Source organism: Frateuria edaphi (assembly GCF_021117405.1).
Classification (GTDB): Bacteria; Pseudomonadota; Gammaproteobacteria; order Xanthomonadales; family Rhodanobacteraceae; genus Frateuria_A; species Frateuria_A edaphi.
On the sequence record NZ_CP088251.1, the window covers coordinates 1,782,470 to 1,800,887 of the forward strand.

19 protein-coding genes are annotated in these 18,418 nt (G+C 69.3%); 14 read left to right on the forward strand and 5 right to left on the reverse strand.

Going from position 1 to position 18,418, the window contains the following annotated elements:
- Nucleotides 1–54: 54 nt before the first annotated feature.
- A complete protein-coding gene (locus LQ772_RS08475; RefSeq protein ID WP_231325725.1) occupies nucleotides 55–492 on the reverse strand; it encodes a universal stress protein in 438 nt (145 codons plus the stop codon).
- 283 nt (nucleotides 493–775) lie between these two features.
- On the opposite strand from LQ772_RS08475, the gene LQ772_RS08480 reads away from it, so the two are divergent.
- From LQ772_RS08480 to LQ772_RS08490, 3 genes are all read left to right on the forward strand, one after another.
- On the forward strand, nucleotides 776–1,579 hold the full coding sequence (locus LQ772_RS08480; protein WP_231325726.1) for a universal stress protein: 804 nt from the start codon (nucleotides 776–778) through the stop codon (nucleotides 1,577–1,579).
- A gap of 77 nt (nucleotides 1,580–1,656) precedes the next feature.
- Nucleotides 1,657–4,038, forward strand: coding sequence for a phosphoketolase family protein (locus tag LQ772_RS08485; protein ID WP_231325728.1), 2,382 nt, complete (start codon nucleotides 1,657–1,659; stop codon nucleotides 4,036–4,038).
- Nucleotides 4,011–5,297 (forward strand): acetate/propionate family kinase, encoded by a 1,287-nt coding sequence (locus LQ772_RS08490; RefSeq protein WP_231325977.1) that lies wholly within the window; start codon nucleotides 4,011–4,013, stop codon nucleotides 5,295–5,297. Before LQ772_RS08485 ends, LQ772_RS08490 begins: the two co-directional genes overlap by 28 nt.
- On the opposite strand, the gene LQ772_RS08495 is transcribed toward LQ772_RS08490, so the two are convergent.
- From LQ772_RS08495 to LQ772_RS08505, 3 genes are all read right to left on the reverse strand, one after another.
- Nucleotides 5,216–5,911: a murein L,D-transpeptidase catalytic domain family protein gene (locus tag LQ772_RS08495; RefSeq protein ID WP_231325729.1), complete on the reverse strand. Its 696-nt coding sequence runs from the start codon at nucleotides 5,909–5,911 to the stop codon at nucleotides 5,216–5,218. The genes LQ772_RS08490 and LQ772_RS08495 overlap by 82 nt on opposite strands.
- Before the next feature lie 53 nt (nucleotides 5,912–5,964).
- A complete protein-coding gene (locus tag LQ772_RS08500) occupies nucleotides 5,965–6,915 on the reverse strand; it encodes a L,D-transpeptidase family protein (RefSeq protein ID WP_231325731.1) in 951 nt (316 codons plus the stop codon).
- 189 nt (nucleotides 6,916–7,104) lie between these two features.
- Entirely contained in the window at nucleotides 7,105–7,755 is a 651-nt protein-coding gene (locus LQ772_RS08505) for a trimeric intracellular cation channel family protein (RefSeq protein ID WP_231325732.1), read from the reverse strand.
- 147 nt (nucleotides 7,756–7,902) lie between these two features.
- On the opposite strand from LQ772_RS08505, the gene LQ772_RS08510 reads away from it, so the two are divergent.
- From LQ772_RS08510 to LQ772_RS08560, 11 genes are all read left to right on the forward strand, one after another.
- A complete protein-coding gene (locus LQ772_RS08510) occupies nucleotides 7,903–8,232 on the forward strand; it encodes a four-helix bundle copper-binding protein (RefSeq protein ID WP_231325733.1) in 330 nt (109 codons plus the stop codon).
- Between the two features lie 97 nt (nucleotides 8,233–8,329).
- Nucleotides 8,330–8,680: a hypothetical protein gene (locus LQ772_RS08515; protein ID WP_231325734.1), complete on the forward strand. Its 351-nt coding sequence runs from the start codon at nucleotides 8,330–8,332 to the stop codon at nucleotides 8,678–8,680.
- Between the two features lie 59 nt (nucleotides 8,681–8,739).
- Complete coding sequence (locus LQ772_RS08520) at nucleotides 8,740–9,144, forward strand: hypothetical protein (protein ID WP_231325735.1); 405 nt, start codon at nucleotides 8,740–8,742, stop codon at nucleotides 9,142–9,144.
- 98 nt (nucleotides 9,145–9,242) lie between these two features.
- Nucleotides 9,243–10,976 carry a copper resistance system multicopper oxidase gene (locus LQ772_RS08525; protein ID WP_231325736.1) on the forward strand — a complete coding sequence of 578 codons (1,734 nt, stop codon included), beginning with the start codon at nucleotides 9,243–9,245 and terminating at the stop codon, nucleotides 10,974–10,976.
- Complete coding sequence (locus LQ772_RS08530; RefSeq protein ID WP_231325738.1) at nucleotides 10,973–12,175, forward strand: copper resistance protein B; 1,203 nt, start codon at nucleotides 10,973–10,975, stop codon at nucleotides 12,173–12,175. The genes LQ772_RS08525 and LQ772_RS08530 overlap by 4 nt, the downstream gene beginning before the upstream one ends.
- Before the next feature lie 9 nt (nucleotides 12,176–12,184).
- Nucleotides 12,185–13,246 (forward strand): c-type cytochrome, encoded by a 1,062-nt coding sequence (locus tag LQ772_RS08535; protein WP_231325740.1) that lies wholly within the window; start codon nucleotides 12,185–12,187, stop codon nucleotides 13,244–13,246.
- Entirely contained in the window at nucleotides 13,243–13,698 is a 456-nt protein-coding gene (locus LQ772_RS08540; protein ID WP_231325742.1) for a DUF411 domain-containing protein, read from the forward strand. The genes LQ772_RS08535 and LQ772_RS08540 overlap by 4 nt, the downstream gene beginning before the upstream one ends.
- A 201-nt stretch (nucleotides 13,699–13,899) precedes the next feature.
- Entirely contained in the window at nucleotides 13,900–14,739 is an 840-nt protein-coding gene (locus tag LQ772_RS08545; RefSeq protein WP_231325744.1) for a class I SAM-dependent methyltransferase, read from the forward strand.
- 92 nt (nucleotides 14,740–14,831) lie between these two features.
- Entirely contained in the window at nucleotides 14,832–15,632 is an 801-nt protein-coding gene (dapB, locus tag LQ772_RS08550; RefSeq protein WP_231325745.1) for a 4-hydroxy-tetrahydrodipicolinate reductase, read from the forward strand.
- Nucleotides 15,633–15,760: 128 nt separating this feature from the next.
- Complete coding sequence (locus LQ772_RS08555; RefSeq protein ID WP_231325746.1) at nucleotides 15,761–16,033, forward strand: hypothetical protein; 273 nt, start codon at nucleotides 15,761–15,763, stop codon at nucleotides 16,031–16,033.
- Between the two features lie 265 nt (nucleotides 16,034–16,298).
- Nucleotides 16,299–17,714: a cryptochrome/photolyase family protein gene (locus tag LQ772_RS08560; protein WP_231325747.1), complete on the forward strand. Its 1,416-nt coding sequence runs from the start codon at nucleotides 16,299–16,301 to the stop codon at nucleotides 17,712–17,714.
- Between the two features lie 10 nt (nucleotides 17,715–17,724).
- Here the strand turns inward: LQ772_RS08560 and LQ772_RS08565 are convergent, their stop codons facing one another.
- The gene (locus tag LQ772_RS08565) at nucleotides 17,725–18,222 is read right to left on the reverse strand and encodes a TspO/MBR family protein (protein ID WP_231325748.1); all 498 of its coding nucleotides are present in this window, start codon (nucleotides 18,220–18,222) and stop codon (nucleotides 17,725–17,727) included.
- Between the last annotated feature and the right edge of the window lie 196 nt (nucleotides 18,223–18,418).

Here is an 18,418-nt window from a genome sequence, read left to right on the forward strand (position 1 = left end):
ATTCCCGGCGCGGTCAGGTGGCACCCACGTGGCGGCCCGCACCGGGCACGGAACTCAACGGCAGACCAGTACCGGCAACTGGCTGCGCACGAGCACCTTCTGCGTTTCGCTGCCCAGCAACAGCTTGGTGAAGCCGTGCCAGCCGTGCGAGCCCATCACGATCAGGTCGCACTCGCGCTTCTTCGCGGTGTCCAGGATCGCGTCGCAGGGATGCTTGTCGAACACGTAGTCGCTGTCGCAGGGCACGCCGGCGCGCATGGCCTTGTCGCGCACTTCGCCGAGATAGCGTTCGGCCCAGCGCACCGACTCCTCGGTGTAGCTGGTCTCGCTCTCGGGAATGATCTGCGTCATGTAGGAAAGCGCCTGGAACGGCAGGATCACGTGCAGTGCATACACGCGAGCCTTCAGCGCCTGGGCCAGTTCCAGGCCCATGTCGACCGCCCGCCTGGACACTTCGGAACCGTCGGTCGGCAACAGGATGTGCTTGTACATGCGCTTCTCCTTCGGCGGTGGCAGCCGCGGCTGTGGGCGGTGACTGCAGGGCAGCCTAGGCCGCCGTCGCCGTCGCGACTTGATTTCGGTCAACGCGGGAGTGGTTCGGGCGAAGCGTCGCCGCCGCGATTTTTCAGGGCCGCGAGGACGGCGTGGGGCCACGCCCACCCGGCGGGCGATGGCGCGCGACGCAGCCGGCCCGGCACCCCGCGCGCGGTTGATCCTGATCAAGCGCGACGCCTGCGTCCCGCCCGAGGATGAAGCCCCCGCCGGGAGAAACGCCATGTACGAAATGATCATCGACGTCGACCAGATGCGCGAGGATCTGCCCGCCATCCGGCTCGGCCTTGCCGTCGCGCGGCAGCAGCAGGCGTTCGTGTCGGGCGTCCATATCGTCGCGCAGATGCCCTCGGTGACGGCGATCCCCGATGCGCTGGCGATCCTCGAAGCGGAGGAGGAATCGGCGCGTCGGCGCGCGCCCTGGTGGCAGGAGTTGTGCCATCGCGCGAACGTGGAAGGCAGCTGGGAGGTCTTCCGCGGCGTGTACGTCCCGGTGCTGGCGACCCTCTCGCGGATGGCCGACCTGCTCGTGTGCAGCTCACCGGCGGGCCACCGGGATCTGCCAGTCGGCTGGGACAACGTCACGCGCACCCTCTTCGCCGGCGGCGTGCCGGTGCTGCTGGCGCCTGATGACTATGAAGTGCGCGGCGCGCCCGAGCGCGTGCTGGTGGCCTGGAACGGCTCGGGCGAATCCACCGAGGCGATCCGTGCCGCGCTGCCGCTACTGCGCAAGGCGTCGGAGGTCCACCTGCTCGATGGGTGGCACGAGACCCTGCCCGGCTTCGGTCCGCCCACCCTCGCCGTGGGCGAATGGCTGGCGCGCCAGGGCGTGACCGTGCGGCAGCGACGCTCGTTCCATCCCGGCGAGGACGCCGGCGTGCACCTGCTGCGCGAGGCCGAGGCCATGCGCGCGGACCTGCTGGTCATGGGCGCATGGGGACGCTCGCGGATCAGCGAACTGGTGCTCGGCGGGACCACCCATCACGTGCTCTCGCACGCGCAGTTGCCGCTGCTGCTCGCGCACTGAGCGCCAGGCGTTCACCCCATCCACGCGGAGCCGGAGCCATGTTCACCGACGACCCAGCGCGAGTCCCGGAGCCTGCCATGCCCATGCCGCTGTCCGACGAGCTGCTCGGCCGCATGGACGCCTATTGGCGCGCGGCCAACTACCTCACGGTCGGCCAGATCTACCTGCAGGACAACCCGCTGCTGGAGGTGCCGCTGGAGCGCCGGCACATCAAGCCGCGCCTGCTCGGGCACTGGGGCACCACCACCGGGCTCAACTTCATCTACGTGCACCTGAACCGGCTGATCAAGGCGCACGACCTGTCCATGATCTACGTGATCGGCCCGGGGCACGGCGGTCCCGGCCTGGTCGCGCAGTCGTATCTGGAAGGCACCTACACCGAGACGTACCCGGACATCGAACGCGACAGCAACGGCATGCGACGGCTGTTCCGCCAGTTCTCCTGGCCCTACGGCGTGCCCAGCCACGTGGCGCCGGAAACGCCGGGCTCGATCCACGAAGGCGGCGAGCTCGGCTACTCGCTGGCGCACGCCTACGGCGCCGCGTTCGACAACCCCGACCTGATCGTCGCGTGCATCGTGGGCGACGGGGAGGCCGAGACCGGCGCGCTGGCGACCAGCTGGCACTCGAACAAATTCCTCGACCCGGTGCGCGACGGCGCGGTGCTGCCGATCCTGCATCTGAACGGCTACAAGATCGCCAACCCGACGCTGCTGGCGCGCATCACCCCCGAGGAACTGGACGCGCTTTTCCGCGGTTACGGCTACGAGCCGCTGCTGGTCGAGGGCGACGATCCGGCCACGGTGCACCGGCAGCTCGCCGCCGCGCTGGACCTCGCACTCGCGCGAATCGGCGAGATCCAGCGCAACGCCCGGGCGGCGACGGACGGCCACCCGCCGGAACGGCCGCGCTGGCCGATGATCGTGTTCCGCACGCCCAAGGGCTGGACCGGTCCGAAAGTGGTCGATGGCCTGCCGGTGGAAGGCACCTGGCGCGCGCACCAGGTGCCGCTGAAAGACTTCGACAAGCCCGGGCACGTGAAGCTGCTCGAGGACTGGCTGCTGAGCTACCGCCCGCGCGAACTGTTCGACGCCGAGGGCCGCCTAAGGCCGGAACTGGCCGAACTTGCGCCGACCGGGCGCCGGCGCATGGGCGCGAATCCACACGCCAACGGCGGCATGCTGCTGCAGCCGCTCACCCTGCCCCCGTTCCGCGACCACGCCGTCGCCGTGCCCTCACCGGGCGCGGTGGAAATGGAATCCACCCGCGCGCTTGGCCGCTACCTGCGCGAGGTGATGCGACTGAACGCGGACGCATGCAACTTCCGCCTGTTCGGTCCCGACGAGACCGCCTCCAACCGGCTGCAGGACGTCTTCGAGGCCACCTCCAAGGCATGGATGGCGGCGATCGAACCGGTGGACGTGAACCTCGCGCCGGAGGGGCGCGTGATGGAGGTGCTGAGCGAGCACCTGTGCCAAGGCTGGCTGGAGGGCTATCTGCTGACCGGCCGGCACGGGTTGTTCTCCTGCTACGAGGCGTTCATCCACATCATCGATTCGATGTTCAACCAGCACGCCAAGTGGCTCAAGACCACGCGGCAGATTCCCTGGCGCGCCCCGATCGCCTCGCTCAACTACCTGCTCAGCTCGCACGTGTGGCGACAGGACCACAACGGCTTCTCGCACCAGGACCCGGGCTTCCTCGACCACGTCGCAAACAAGAAGGCCGACGTGGTTCGCATCTACCTGCCGCCCGATGCCAACTGCCTGCTGTCGGTGGCCGACCACTGCCTGCGCAGCCGCAACTACGTCAACGTGATCGTGGCGGGGAAGCAGCCCGCTCCGCAGTGGCTGGACATCGACGCGGCCGCCCGCCACTGCAGCGTCGGCGCGGGCATCTGGACATGGGCCGGCAACGCCGGCGACGCCGAACCCGACGTGGTGATGGCGTGCGCCGGCGACGTGCCGACGCTGGAAACGCTCGCCGCCGTCACGCTGTTGCGCGACTACGCGCCGGACCTGCGCGTGCGCGTGGTCAACGTGGTCGACCTGATGGTGCTGCAGCCGCCGGGCGAGCATCCGCACGCATTGAGCGATCACGACTTCGATGCGCTGTTCACCCGCGACAAGCCGGTGATCTTCGCGTTCCACGGCTACCCCGGCCTGATCCATCGCCTCGCCTACCGCCGCCACAACCACGACAACCTGCACGTGCGCGGCTACAAGGAAGAAGGCACCACCACCACGCCGTTCGACATGACGGTGATGAACAACCTGGACCGCTACCAGCTCGCACTGGACGCGATCCTGCGCGTGCCGCGCCTCGCGCACCTCGCCTCGGACGCGACCGACCGCTACTGGACCACGATGGAGCGCCACCGCCTGTACATCAGCGAGCACGGCGAGGACCTGCCTGAAGTGGCCACGTGGCAATGGACGCCCGGGACGCCTTCGACGTGAACCCCGGTGGCTTCCACGTACTGGCGCTCAACTGCGGCTCGTCCTCGCTGAAGTTCGGGCTGTTCGGCGCGCGCGGGTGCGAGATGCATCCGCGCGTCACCGGCGAGGCGCAGGCGATCGGCAGCTCGGCGGGCCTTTTGCGCGTGCGCGACGGCCGCGGCGGCACCACCCTGCACGAGGAAACCGTCGCGATCGCCGACAGCGTGCAGGCCTTCACGCGCATCGCCCGGCTGCTGGCCGGCCTGGACGTGCCGGCGCCCGATGCGATCGGACACCGGATCGTGCACGGAGGGCCGCAGTTGCGCACGCATGCGCGCATCGATGCGGCGGTGATGGCGCAGTTGGAGGCGGCCAGCATCTTCGCGCCGTTGCACGTGCCCACGGCGCTGGCGGTGGTCCGCGCCGCGCAGGCACGCTATCCCTCGCTGCCGCAGGTGGCCTGCCTCGACACCGCATTCCATGCCGGCCTCCCCGAAGCGGCACGTACGTTGCCCATCGACCGCGCGCTGCAGGCCGATGGCGTGCAGCGCTACGGCTTCCACGGGCTGTCCTGCGCCTCAATCCTGGCGCATTGGCCGGAGGCGCCGCCGCGGCTGGTGATCGCCCACCTTGGGAGCGGCGCCAGTGTCACCGCGGTACGCGATGGCCGCTCCGTCGACACCAGCATGGGCATGACGCCCAACGGCGGCGTGATGATGGCCACGCGCAGCGGCGACCTGGACCCGGGCGTGCTGGCCTGGCTGGTCCGCGAGAAAGGCATGGACGCGCGCGGCCTCGAACGCCTGATCGATCATCGCTCCGGCCTGCTCGGCGTGTCGGGGATCAGCGGCGACCTGCGCCGGCTGCGCCAGCTGGAACGCAAGGAACCGGTCGCGAAGCTGGCGATCGACATGTTCGTGCTCTCGGTGCGCAAGCAGATCGCCGCGATGGCGGCGGTGCTGCACGGCATCGACGCACTGGTGTTCACCGGCGGGATCGGCGAACACGACGCGCAGGCACGCGCGGACATCTGCGAAGGGCTGGGGTGGGCGGGGATCCGGCTGGACGAATCACGCAACCGGGGCGGCGCACTGCGCATCGGCACGCGCGACGCCGCCTGCGAGGTGCGCGTCATGCCTTCGGAAGAGGAGCGCCAGATCTGCCGCCACGTGCACGTTTTGCTGGCCGGCGCGGGCGATCAGCGCGAGGACAGCGCCTCGTCGCCACCGCTGCAGTCGCCGAGCAGTTTCGACGCCTGCAACCAGGCCGGATCCGGGTAGTAGGCGAACACCACCGAGTGGTCGGCGATCGCGTCGATCAGCTTGTGCGCGACGCCCGCGCGCACCGCCGGGCATCCCCAGCTGCGGCCCAACCGGCCCTGGCTCCGGGCGAAGGCTTCGCTCACGTAGCTGGCGCCATGGATCACGATCGCGCGTTCCTCCGCGCGGTCGTTGAAGCGTCCGTCGACACCCTTCAGCCGCAGCGAATAGCCGTTGTGCCCGGTGTAGGTGCCGTCGGTGACGAAGGTGCCCAGGCTCGACATCAGGCTGCCCGGCTGGTTGGAAAAACGCGTCGCCATGTTGTCGCCGCTGTTGCGCCCGTGCGCGACACGCTCCTGGAACAACAGGCGCGGCTGCTGGCCAAGCTGGAACACCCACAACCGGGGCGTGGTGGAGGGAAGCGAATAGTCGATCACACTCAGCGTGTTCGCCGGCCTGCTGCGTTGCACGCAGGTCAGCGCCCGGGACGCCAGCGCCAGCACTTTCGGATTGGCCTCGGGGGCCGCCTGGCTCAGGGCCCGGGCCAGGTTGTCGGCGGCGGCGGGAGATGCGCCGGCTGCCAGGGGGGCGAGCAAGAGCGCGGCGGCGGCAAGGCGTCGGGCGAAGGCAGGCATGTCGTGTGTGGCACTGAAAAACGCAGCTTGCCGCGTCCTGCCTTAATAAAGCGCTAGGGATGGCCGGGTCCCGCCTTGGGAACCGCCTCCCGCGCCTCCAGCAGCGTGCCGTAGGGCACCGGCTGGCCGCCGCGCGCCGGCAGGTCGGTGACCAGCACCGTGGTTCCGGTCGCGATGCGCTCGCGCAACCGGGCGCCGAACGCGTCGGGCACCTTGAGCTCGCGTGCCAAGGCCCGCGGCGCGGGCGCCGGCCCCTCGCCCAGCACGCGATAGGCCGACCACAGTCCGCCGTTCTGTTCGGCCAGGCCGACGGCTTCCGCACGCCGGACATACAGCAGCATGCCGCCGACGGTAAAACCCTCCGGCACGCTCAGGGGCGTGCTCGCGATCAACCGGCCCGACTGCAGCACGTAGAGCGCCCGGTCGTGGGTGCTCGCCACCACGCTGACCGGTCCGCCGTCGTCCGCCGGCCAGGGCTCGCCGTCCGCGCCCGCCGGCGCGGGTTCGGCGCCGCCCAGCCCGAGCGGGGCGATCGCCGCGGGATGATTGATCTGCGGGGGCGCCACACGCTGGTCGGTCACCACCACCACCGTGCCGCGCGGACTGATCTCGAACAGGCTCTCGGCAAAGCTATCCGGCAGGCGGATGCACCCGTGCGAGGCGGGATGGCCTGGCAGCGTGCCGGCGTGGAGCGCCAGCCCGTCCCAGGTCAGGCGCTGCATGAAGGGCATCGGCGCGTTGTCGTAAAGGTTGGAACGGTGCTCGCGTTCCTTCTGCAGGATGGTGTAGACGCCGGTCGGCGTTTCGTGGCCGCTGCGTCCGGAGCTGATGCGGCTTGCGCCGATCGCCACGCCGTTTCGATAGACATACATGCGCTGTTCGTCGAGGCTGACCAGCATCACCATCGGCCCCACCGGGGCCAGTTCGGGGCGCCAGAACGGCTTGTCCGCGACACGGCCCGCAGCCGGCCACGCCAGGAGCGCCATGACGCTCCACAGGAACATGAGCAAGCCGGGGCGAACCGCGCGGCGCGGTCCCGTCGCTCGCTCGAACTCGTCGAAACGTTCCACAGGCATCTCGCGTTGGGCCGGACGCATCCTCGTCAATGGAAGGCCGGATCCGGTTGACCAGGATCAACAGGGGACCGCGACAGTCGCCGGGGGTTCAGCCCGTTCGGCATGCACGCGACCGGATCAGCCGTGCCGGTCCGCATCCGGCGGCCGGGCGACCGGCAGCCGCCAGCCGTAACGGATGGCCATGAAACGCAGGCCGAAACACAGGCCGGCGCCGGTCAGCGTGGTCGCCGTGGGCGGCATGTGCAGCAGATCGCCCAACACCACCACGCCGGCGCCCGCCAGCGCGGCCACCGCGTAGAGCTCGGCACGCAGCACCGCGGGGATGTCCGACACCAGCACGTCGCGCAGCATGCCGCCGCCGATGCCGGTGAGCATGCCCAGCAGCGCGGCCATGCCCGGCGGAAGATCGTAGGCGAGCGCCTTCTGCGCCCCGGCCACCGCGAAAAGGGCGAGCCCGGCCGCGTCCGACAGCTGCATCGGATTGCGCATGCGTTCGATGTCGGCATAACGGAAGAAGGTCAGCAGGCCGGCCAGCAGCGATACGCCGAGGTAGCGCCAGTCCTCGATGGCCGCCGGCGGCGTGGCGCCGATCAGCAGGTCTCGGGTGATGCCGCCGGCACTGCTCGCGGCGAAGGAGAGCACCAGTACGCCGAACAGGTCCAGGCCGCGCCGCACGGCGACCAGCGCGCCGCTGAGCGCAAACACGAACGTGCCGAACAGGTCCAGGACCAGAAGCAGCGTGTGGAGCGCCCGCGTCGTGTCGATCATTTGTTGCCCTGCCCCGTTCCATGCGTTCGCCCGCTGCAGCTTAAAGCAGGTGCGCGGGTCCGTCTTTCATGTGGCCGGCTGGTCACGGGACGCGGACGACACCCTTGCGACCATCGACGCAACTTTTCTCGATCGAAGGAGCCGTCCATGACGATGTCCGCTTCCGCCCAGAGCTGCATCCAGGATTGCCTGCGCTGCTACCAGTCCTGTCAGTCGAACGCGGCAGGCATGTGCCTGGAACAGGGCGGCGCGCACGTGGCGCCGGAACACATGCGCTTGATGTTGAGCTGCGCGGAGGTCTGCCGTACCGCGGCGGCGGTGATGCTCGACCAGTCGCCCCAGCATCCTGCGATGTGTCGCGCCTGCGCCGAATTCTGCGCCGCCTGCGCGGAGAGTTGCGCCAAGGTCGGTGGCATGGACGAGTGCGTGCAGGCGTGCCGGACCTGCGCGGAAAGTTGCCGCAAGATGGCTGCATGAAGCCACCGTCAAGGTGTGCATGCCGCGGTACGCCTTCCGATCCCCTGCACATGCGCCGCCGCATGCTTCGATCCTGTTCCGACCAAAGGAGGTCACCATGAAAACGCTTGCGCATCATCCGCTGACCGGAGTGCTCGCCGGCCTGCTTCTCGCGCTGGCAAGCGGGGGCGTGGCGCTGGCCCAGAACACCATGCCGACCGACAGTGCCCATGATCCGGACACCATGGGCACCATGCACGGCGGGCACGACCAGATGAAGAGCATGCACATGAACATGATGGGCATGCATGCGATGCCCGCGACGGTGAATTCGGTGGACAAACAGACCGGCCTGGTGGACGTCGATGCCGAGGGCATGTCGCTGAAGGTGCATTTCCCGCCCGCGGCGGTGGCGAACCTCGCCGCCGGCGACAAGATCACGGTGCATATGGGTTACAGCAAGCCGTAAGGCCGCATGGAGCATCCTCCAGGGTTGAGGGGGTGGGATCGTGTCGGTACGCTGGCGGCATGTCCCCGTCGCTGCGCCTGATCGCACGTTCCCGTGGCCTTCGCGCCCTGGGCCTGCTGGCGTGGCTGATGCTGGTGTTGAGCTCGCTGACCGGCGCGCCCTTCGGCATGGTGCAGGCCCACGTGGCGACGGGTTCCCACGCGAGAGCAATGGTTGCCCAGCCCACTCATCCGGGCGTGGCGCACCTGCTGTCGCAGGATGACTGCCACCACGCGCACGACCGCTTCTGCGGCGGCGCCCTCGGGCACGCGTGCGGCTGCGCCGGCCTGTGCGCCAGCGCCGTGCCGGCGATGCCCGCCAGCGCGATGACCGCCCTGCCCGCCACGCGAGCCTACGCTCCGCCCTTGCAGGTGCGCGCACCTTCGACGCCGAGGGTGCCGCCGCTGCGACCACCGTTGGCCTGACTCTCCGTCTTCCCTGCCTTGCGCGGTCGCAACGCCTGTTGCTGCCCGCACCGTGATGTGTCGCGCCGGCAATGCCGGCGCCTCCGGAGAGTTTCCCCATGAAGTGGTTTCACCCATCCCCGACGGCCGACCTGTCGCGCCGGCGTTTTGTCCAGGGCGTGGCCGTCGGCGGTGCGGTCGCCGGCTTCGGGCTGCTGCGCCCGTCCAGCGCCCGGGCGTTGGCCAGCCCAGGCCAGCCCACCGTGCTCCGTGGCACCGACTTCCACCTGGAGGTCGCGGAAACGCCGGTCAACTACACCGGCGTGGTGCGTCCAGCCACCACCGTCAACGGCAGCGTGCCGGGTCCGACCCTGCGCTGGAAGGAAGGCACCACCGTCGCCCTGCGCGTGACCAACCGGTTGCGCGCCCCCACCTCGATCCACTGGCACGGCATCCTGCTGCCCTTCCAGATGGACGGCGTGCCCGGCCTGGCTTTCGATGGCATCGCGCCGGGCGAGACCTTCGTCTACCGCTTCGAGGTGCGCCAGTCGGGCACCTACTGGTACCACTCGCACTCGGGTTTCCAGGAGCAGACCGGATTGTTCGGGCCGCTGGTGATCGAACCGGCCGGACCGGAGCGCTACCCCACCGACCGCGACTACGTGGTCATGCTCAACGACTGGACCGACGAGGATCCCGAACGCATCTTCGCCAGGCTCAAGAAGCGCAGCGACTACTACAACTTCCACCAGCCGGCCGTGCCGGACTTCTTCCGCGATGCGCGGGAGCACGGACTGAGCCAGGCGCTGGCCATGCGCCGGATGTGGAACCGGATGCGCATGAATCCCACCGACCTGTCCGATGTCGGCGGCTACACCTACACCTACCTCATGAACGGCGCGGCGCCGGCCGGCAACTGGACGGGGCTTTTCAGGCCCGGCGAGAAAATCCGCCTGCGCTTCATCAACGGCTCGTCCTCGACGATCTTCGACGTCCGCATCCCGGGGCTGAAGATGACAGTGATCTCGGCCGACGGGCAGGACATCCACCCGGTGCCGGTGGACGAGTTCCGCATCTCGGTCGCCGAGACCTACGACGTGATCGTCGAGCCGCAGGACGAGCGCGCCTACACCGTGTTCGCCCAGTCGATCGACCGCAGCGGCTATGCCCGCGGCACGCTGGCGCCACGCGAAGGAATGGAAGCCGACGTGCCCGCCATGGACCCGCGCGTGTGGCTGGGCATGCGCGACATGATGGGTGCCATGCCGATGGAAGCCGCGGGCGACCATCACGGAACGACGCACGCGCCTGGCATGGCGATGGCCCAGTCCCCTGCGGTCCATCACGCGCGCAGCGAATACGGCGCCGGCGTGGACATGCGCGTGGACACGCCGCGCACCAACCTGGACGACCCCGGCATCGGCCTGCGCGACAACGGCCGCCGGGCGCTGACCTATGCCGACCTGCGCTCGCTGGATGGGCCGATCGACCCGCGCGAACCCGAGCGCGAGATCGAGCTGCACCTGACCGGCAACATGGAACGCTTCATGTGGTCGTTCGACGGCCTGGAGTTCGCGCGGGCCAGGCCGATGCACTTCAACTTCGGCGAGCGCCTGCGCATCGTGCTGGTCAACGACACGATGATGAATCACCCGATCCACCTGCACGGCATGTTCAGCGAACTGGAGGATCCGGACGGGCGATTCCTGGCCCGCAAACACACCATCAACGTGCAGCCGGCGCAGCGGGTCTCCTACCGCGTCAGCGCCGACGCCCCCGGGCGCTGGGCCTACCACTGCCACCTGATGTACCACATGGAAGCGGGCATGTTCCGCGAGGTGGTGGTGTCATGAGTCGCCGCATCCTTCCCTTGCGCGCACTCGCGCTGGCGCTCGGCGGCGCCCCGCTGTCGCTGGCTCCGTTCATGGCATTTGCGCAGACGGCACCGGCACCCGCCAGTAGCGCGGCAGGCGCGGAACAGGAACGCGACATGCCCGCATCGGCGGCCACCGCCCCCGCGCCGGTCATGCCGACCGCGGCGTCTCCTTCGCGACCCGAAACCGCTGTCCCTGCGATGAACCCATCGGGGAACGTGGACCACGACTCCATGGAAGGCATCGACCACGACTCCATGGAGGGCATGGACCACGACTCCATGGAGGGCATGGACCACGACTCCATGGAGGGCATGGACCACGGCTCCATGAAGGGCATGGACCACGGCTCCATGAAGGGCATGGACCACGGCTCAATAAAGGGCATGGACCACGGCTCCATGAAGGGCTTGGACCATGGCTCGATGCAGGGCATGAAACATGGCGCCATGCAGCGCGGCAGTCCGCCATCTGGCGCCCGCAGTCCGGACTACTCCGATGGCATCGCCTACGGCCCCACCCACGGCATGGGCATGGCGATGGAAGGCGACGCCCGCTACGGCATGCTGCTGTTCGATCAGCTGGAAGCGTTCCACGGCCGGGACGGCAACGGCCAGCAGTGGGATATCGAAGGTTGGTACGGCACCGACTACGACAAGCTGTGGCTGCGCACCGAGGGCGAGCGGCGCAGTGGCCGGCTGGAGGACGCCAGTAGCGAACTGCTGTGGATCCACGCGGTCGCCGCCTTCTGGAACACCCAGCTCGGTGTGCGCACGGACGCCGGCGAAGGACCGGACCGATCATGGGCCGCCTTCGGCCTGCAGGGCCTCGCGCCCTACTGGTTCGAACTGGAGGCCACCGGCTACGTGGGGCCGGCGGGTCGCACAGCGGCACGCTTCCGCGCCGAGTACGAACTGCTGTTCACCCAGCGCCTGATCCTGCAGCCGGAATTCGAAGCCAACGCGTACGGCAGGTCGGACCCGGCGCGGGGGCTGGGCAGCGGTGTCTCCGACATGTCGCTGGGTTTGCGCCTACGCTATGAGTTCCACCGGCAGTTCGCGCCCTACGTGGGCGTCGTCTGGTCCCGCCGCTTCGGCGGCACGGCGGACCTGGCCCGCCAGCACGGGCAAGACCGGTTCGACCGGCAGTGGGTGGCCGGCGTCCGCATCTGGTTCTGAGGGATCACCATGAAACGAGGCATCACGCAGTACGGCATCGGCGCCGCGGTCCTGCTCGTCATCCTGGTCGCGGGCGGCGCGGTCTTCGTCTACTCGGGGCTCTACAACGTCGGCGCGGACAATCATCACGCGCGCCCCGTGTTCGCCCTCATGCAGACCCTGCGCGAGCGCTCGATCGCCGTGCGGGCGCGCGACATCGCCGTGCCCGATCTCCGGGACCCGCAACGGATCCTCAAGGGCGCCGGCCAGTACGCCGCGATGTGCACGGACTGCCACCTCAAGCCCGGCATGGACGACTCGGAGATACGCCCTGGCCTCTACCCGCAACCGCCCAACCTGTCGCAGGTGCGGGTCGACCCGCGGGCGGCGTTCTGGACCATCAAGCACGGCATCAAGATGAGCGCCATGCCGGCCTGGGGCACGACGCACGACGACCCGACCATCTGGAGCATGGTCGCCTTCCTGCAGAAGCTGCCCGACATGTCCGCACAGGAATACGAGGCCATGGTCGCCAGGGCGCCGCCGGACGAGGACATGGACATGGGCGACAAGGACGGCCCTCGACATCCGGGTGACGAGGCCGGGCACGTGCATCACCAGGGCGGGCCCGGCAGCATGGCCGACGCCCCCGCACGCCCCTCGCCCATGCATGCGGATGCAGCGCTCTCGCTCGACGGCCTCGCGCCGCGCGCAGCGCCGGATGCGGAAGCGACCGCGCAGGCCTTCCACGGTGCGCTGGAACACGGCGACCGCGCGGTGGTCCTGGGCATCCTGGCGCCGGAGGCGACCATCACCGAAGCCGGCCAGACCCAGTCGCGCGAGGCCTACGCGGCACACCATCTGGGCGAAGACCTGGCCTTCATGAAACACGCCAAGGTCATGCCGCTCTGGATGGGATCGATGTCCATGGGCGAGGCGGCCACCGTCGGCAGCACGATGCGCATCGTCATCACCGACGCGGGCAAACCGCGAACCCTGCGTGGCAAGGAACGGCTCACCCTGAAGAAGCTCGGCTCGGCCTGGAAGATCATCGCCGTGCAATGGCAGACCACCCCGGAGACCCAACCATGAACACCCGCACCACCTTGCTGCGCCGCCTGGCGTTCGCCCTGGCGCTGGCACTGCCGCTCGCCGCGGTCGCCGCGCCCGTCGCGGAGGTCTACCGCGATCCCTCCTGCGGTTGCTGCAAGGCGTGGATCGCCTACCTGCGCGACCACGGCTACACCGTGGTCGACCATGAGGAACCCGCCATGGCCACGCTCAAGCAGCGCCTGGGCGTCCCGGGCGAGGCGGCCTCGTGCCACACGGCGCGGATCGGCGGCTACGTCATCGAAGGCCACGTCCCGGTGGAGGACATCCGCAAGCTGCTCGCCGAGCATCCGCACGCCCGCGGCCTGGCTGCGCCGGGCATGCCGATGGGTTCGCCCGGGATGGAGATGGGAACGGCCCAGCGCTATCCGGTACTGCTGATCGGAACCGATGGCAGCACGCGGGTATTCGCCATGCACGGGCCGGACGCCTGAAGCCGTTGGCCGCCAGCCTTCGCTTCCACGGACCTGCCGACGCCTCGCCCGATCAGCCTTGCAGCTTCACGCATGTCTTGAGGGCCGCTGGCGCCGGTCCATCCTGCACGAGTGGCATCGGGCCGGGGCCGGTCTGGGCGATGGCAGCGCGCAACGGCGTTTCCATTGGATGATGTAGCCCCGCGACCGACGTGAGCCCGCATGAATCGATCCACCGCGACTGGACTGCTCGGCGACACCGCGGCCCGCGACTACGTGGGCAAGCTGCGCCGGTTCAACGCGTTCGCCGCGCCGGAGCTTCGCCAGGCCATCGCGAGCCTCGCACTGCGGCCAGGCATGCGGGTGCTGGATGCCGGTTGCGGCAGCGGCGAGGCACTGGCCTGGTTGTCTTCCGAGGCCGGACCCGAGGGCATGGTCGTGGGCATCGACCTGGCACTGGCCCATGCCAGGGCGGCGCGAGCGATCGCGCCACCGGGCGCGTCGGTCGTCCAGGCGAACCTCGCGCACTTGCCGCTGGCGTGCGGCAGTGTGGACCTGGTCTGGTCGGTCAACACCCTCAACCACCTGCGCGACCCGGTCGACGCACTGCATACCCTGGCCACTTTGCTCCGCCCCGGCGGGCGTATCGCGCTGGGCCAGAGCTCGCTGCTGCCGGACATGTATTTCGCCTGGGACGCGCGGCTGGAACGGGTAGTCAACGAAGCGGTGCGCCAGTACTACCGCGACCGGTATCAGGTGAGCGAACGCGAACTGGCCGACGTGCGCGCCCTGGTCGGCCGCCTGCGCCGCGCGGGGCTGCGCAACGTTACGGCGCGTACCTTCATGATCGAGCGCGTGGCGCCGCTGGACCCGGCGAGCGCGGACTACCTGCTGGAGACGATCTTCGGCGGCACCTGGGGCGAGCGGCTGCAGCCGTACCTCGACGCGGACGACTACGCGGCGCTGGTGCGGTTGTGCGATCCACGGCACGCGGATTTCGCGCTGCGCCGGCCGGACTTCCATTTCCTGCAGAGCTTCACCCTGGCGGTCGGCCAGGCCTGACGCGTCGAGTCTTGATCATGCCCCGGTGACGCCGCCGGTATGCTTGTCCGGACGCGCCACCCGCGCCTGCCGACAGGTATGGAGGATCGACGATGAACCTTGAAGTCTGCCTTGCCGGTGCGACGGGCTGGGCCGGATCGGAACTGGCCCGGGCGATGGCGCAGGCGCACGACCTTGCACTCGTGGCAGCGGTATCGCGCCGCCACGCCGGGCAAGACCTGGGCGAGGCGCTCGGCGATGGACCGTTCGGATGCCCGGTCTTCGCGAGCGCCAACGAGGCGCTCGCGCAACGCTGTGACGTGTTCGTCGAGTACACCGGTGTGGCGGCCGCCAAGGCCAACGTCCTTGCCGCGCTCGAACATGGCGCGCATGTCGTCGTCGGCTCCTCCGGCCTAAGTGACGAGGACTACGCCCAGATCGACGCGCTCGCCCGATCGAAGGGCCTGGGCGTGCTCGCCTGCGGCAACTTCGCGCTGACGGTGGTGCTGTTGCAGAAGTTCGCCGAGATGGCTGCCCGCTACATCCCGCAGTGGGAAATCATCGACTACGCGCACGACGGCAAGCGCGATGCGCCCAGCGGCACCGCGCGCGAGTTGGCCAGCCGGCTTGGTCGCGTGCAGGCGCCGCAGCCGACGGTGCCGCTGGAGCAGACCGCCGGCGTGCGCGAGGCGCGGGGCGCGACCTTGGCCGGATCGCAGGTGCACTCGATCCGGCTGCCGGGCTTCGTGATCAGTGCGGAAGTCATCTTCGGCATGCCCGACCAGAAGCTGACCCTGCGGCACGACGCCGGCGGCAGCGCCCTGCCCTACGTGGACGGCGCATTGCTGGCGGTACGCAAGGTGCCGACGCTGGTCGGGTTGCACCGCGGGCTGGACCGGGTGCTCGATCTCTGAACCGAAGCCTGCCGCCAGGGAGCCCGGCCGGCTCGTTAAAACGTCCCTAGCCTTCCTTTCGCATCGCGTAGACAGGGGCGACCAGAAACTACATCCAGTTGTTTTGGAACGTGTTTCGACCGATGACCATGAACGCCTGCAGCCCCTCGACCCTCCGCCGCCACCCCGGTTTCAGCCGCGACCACGACTGGACCATCAATGGCCCGGCGGTCGGCCCCGAGCAGACACCCCGCTGGCCGACCGACCAGGACGCGCCGCTCGATCGTCGCCACAGCGACATCGAATGGCCGACCGAAGATCGCCGTACCCCGCGCATGCCGGTGCCCACGCCGGAACCGGACGAAGACGACCAGTTCCCCTGGATCTCGCCCACGCAGCCGGCCACCTGCTGGTTGATCTGACAGGCGAGCGCCAAATCCTTATCCCTCAAGGGCGCGTTTCAGGAACGCGCCCTTTCGCTTGCCCGATGGGCGGTGACCGGACAGCGATGCGTTGCGTGCTATCCGCGGCCATCGAGTCAAGCCCGTTTGGCAGGCAAAGGCTCCACGCGGGCAGAGGCCATGCAGGTCGTGCACCTGGTCATTGAGCGGAACCCCACGCAACGCTAGGCTGCGCCATGCCTTTGTCCGCACCGGGTGGTGCCTGCCGCCCCTTCCCCTGCCTGCCATGACGACCGCGCTGGTGCTCTTCCGGCGCGACCTTCGCGTTGCCGACAATCCGGCCCTGAGCGCGGCCTGCGCATCGCACGCGCGCGTGCTACCGGTCTACATCCACGCGCCCGCCGAGGACGGCGATTCCGCTCCCGGGGCCGCTAGCCGGTGGTGGTTGCACCATTCGCTGGACGCCCTGGAGCGGGACCTGCGCGAACGTCAGGCCGGGCTGCACCTTGCGCAGGGGCCGACACTGGACACCCTGCTCGACCTGGTCGCCCGCAGCGGCGCGCGCACGGTGCACTGGAATCGTCGTTACGAACCGGGCGCCATCGCACAGGACACCCGCCTGAAGACCGCATTGCAGGAACGCGGCATCGAGGTGCATAGCCACAACGCCGCGCTGTGGTGCGAGCCCTGGTCCATCGCTACCCAGGCCGGCGATCCGTACCGCGTATTCACCCCCTACTGGCGCAACCTGCGCACGCAACTGGCCGTGCAGGAACCCTTGCCAGTGCCGGTCTTTCGCGAATGGACGGCGCTGCCGGGCGCGCAGCCGCTGGCTGCGCTGGATCTGTTGCCGGCAATAGCCTGGTACGGCGGCATGGCAGCCACGTGGCGACCTGGCGAGGCCGGCGCGCACGAATGGCTCGAGGTCTTCGCGGACGACGCGCTGGCGAACTATGCCGAGGCGCGCGACCTGCCTGCGCGCCACGGCACCTCGCGGCTGTCGCCCCACCTGCACTTCGGCGAGATCTCGCCGCGGCAGATCCACCACGAGCTGGAACGGCGCAACGCACGCGTCGACGTACGACGGCGGGCGGACCTCGAACCCTACCTGCGCGAGCTCGGGTGGCGCGAGTTCGCGCACCACCTGTTGTTCCACTTTCCCGACACGCCCGGTCGCAACTTCAACCCGCGTTTCGACGACCGGTTGTGGGAGCCGCCGGACGAGCCAGCGCTGGAGCGCTGGCGACGCGGCCGCACCGGCATACCACTGGTGGACGCAGGCATGCGCGAGCTGTGGCACACCGGCTGGATGCACAATCGCGTGCGCATGATCGTCGCCAGCTTCCTGACCAAGAACCTGCGCCAGCACTGGCACCACGGGGCGCGCTGGTTCTGGGACACGCTGGTGGATGCCGACCTGGCCAACAACACGATGGGTTGGCAATGGGTGGCCGGTTGCGGCGCGGACGCGGCACCCTACTTTCGCGTGTTCAATCCCGTCACGCAGGCGCAGCGCTTCGACCCGCAAGGCGCCTACCTCTCCCGCTGGCTACCGGAGCTGGCGGACGTGCCGCCGGCGCTGATGCACGAACCGTGGAAAGACCCGGCGCTGCTTCGACGCAGCGGGTATCCGGCGCCGATGGTGGACCTGGGCCAGTCGCGCCAGCGCGCGCTCCATGCCTACCAGCGCCTGAAGGGCTGAGCGGGCCGGTTCATCCCAGGGCCACTGGATTGAGCTGCCACACGGCCCAGTTCAGCGCGGCGGCGAAGCTTACCCAGGCGAGGTAAGGCAGCAGCAACGCGCCGGCGATCGCGTGCACGCGCCAGAACGCGACGACCGTGGCCGCCAGCAACAACCACAGCGCCACGATGTCGGCGAAAGCCCATCCACCCAGGTGCCAGCCGAAGAACAGCCAGCTCCATGCCGCGTTGAGGACCAGTTGCACCAGGAACAGGACCAGCGCCCGTTGTCGTCCCGGACGGCCAACCCTGCGCCAGACGCACCATGCGGCGAGGCCCATCAGCGCGTACAGCACGGTCCACACGGGCCCGAAAACCGACGATGGCGGGGCCCACAACGGTTGCACGAGCTGGCCGTAAAACGCCGCGGCCTGGATCGAGGCGAGCGCGCCGATGGCTGCCGCGGCAAAGCTCAGCAGCCACCAGCCTGCCAGGCCGAGCCAGGGGTGGGATGGTCTCGTCGATGGCATGGGCGAACTCCTGCGAAGGGTCGATGGAAATTACCGCGGCGCACGTCCTGCGGGGGCGACGACGCGCGTGGATGACGGGCCGTACTCACGGGCGCCCCGGTTACGTGTACGGCAAGCACGGTCGAACGGATCACCGGCACCGGGTGCTGCATCCGTCGGCGGCAACGCGCACGTACAACGGCGGCTCCGTCCGGCC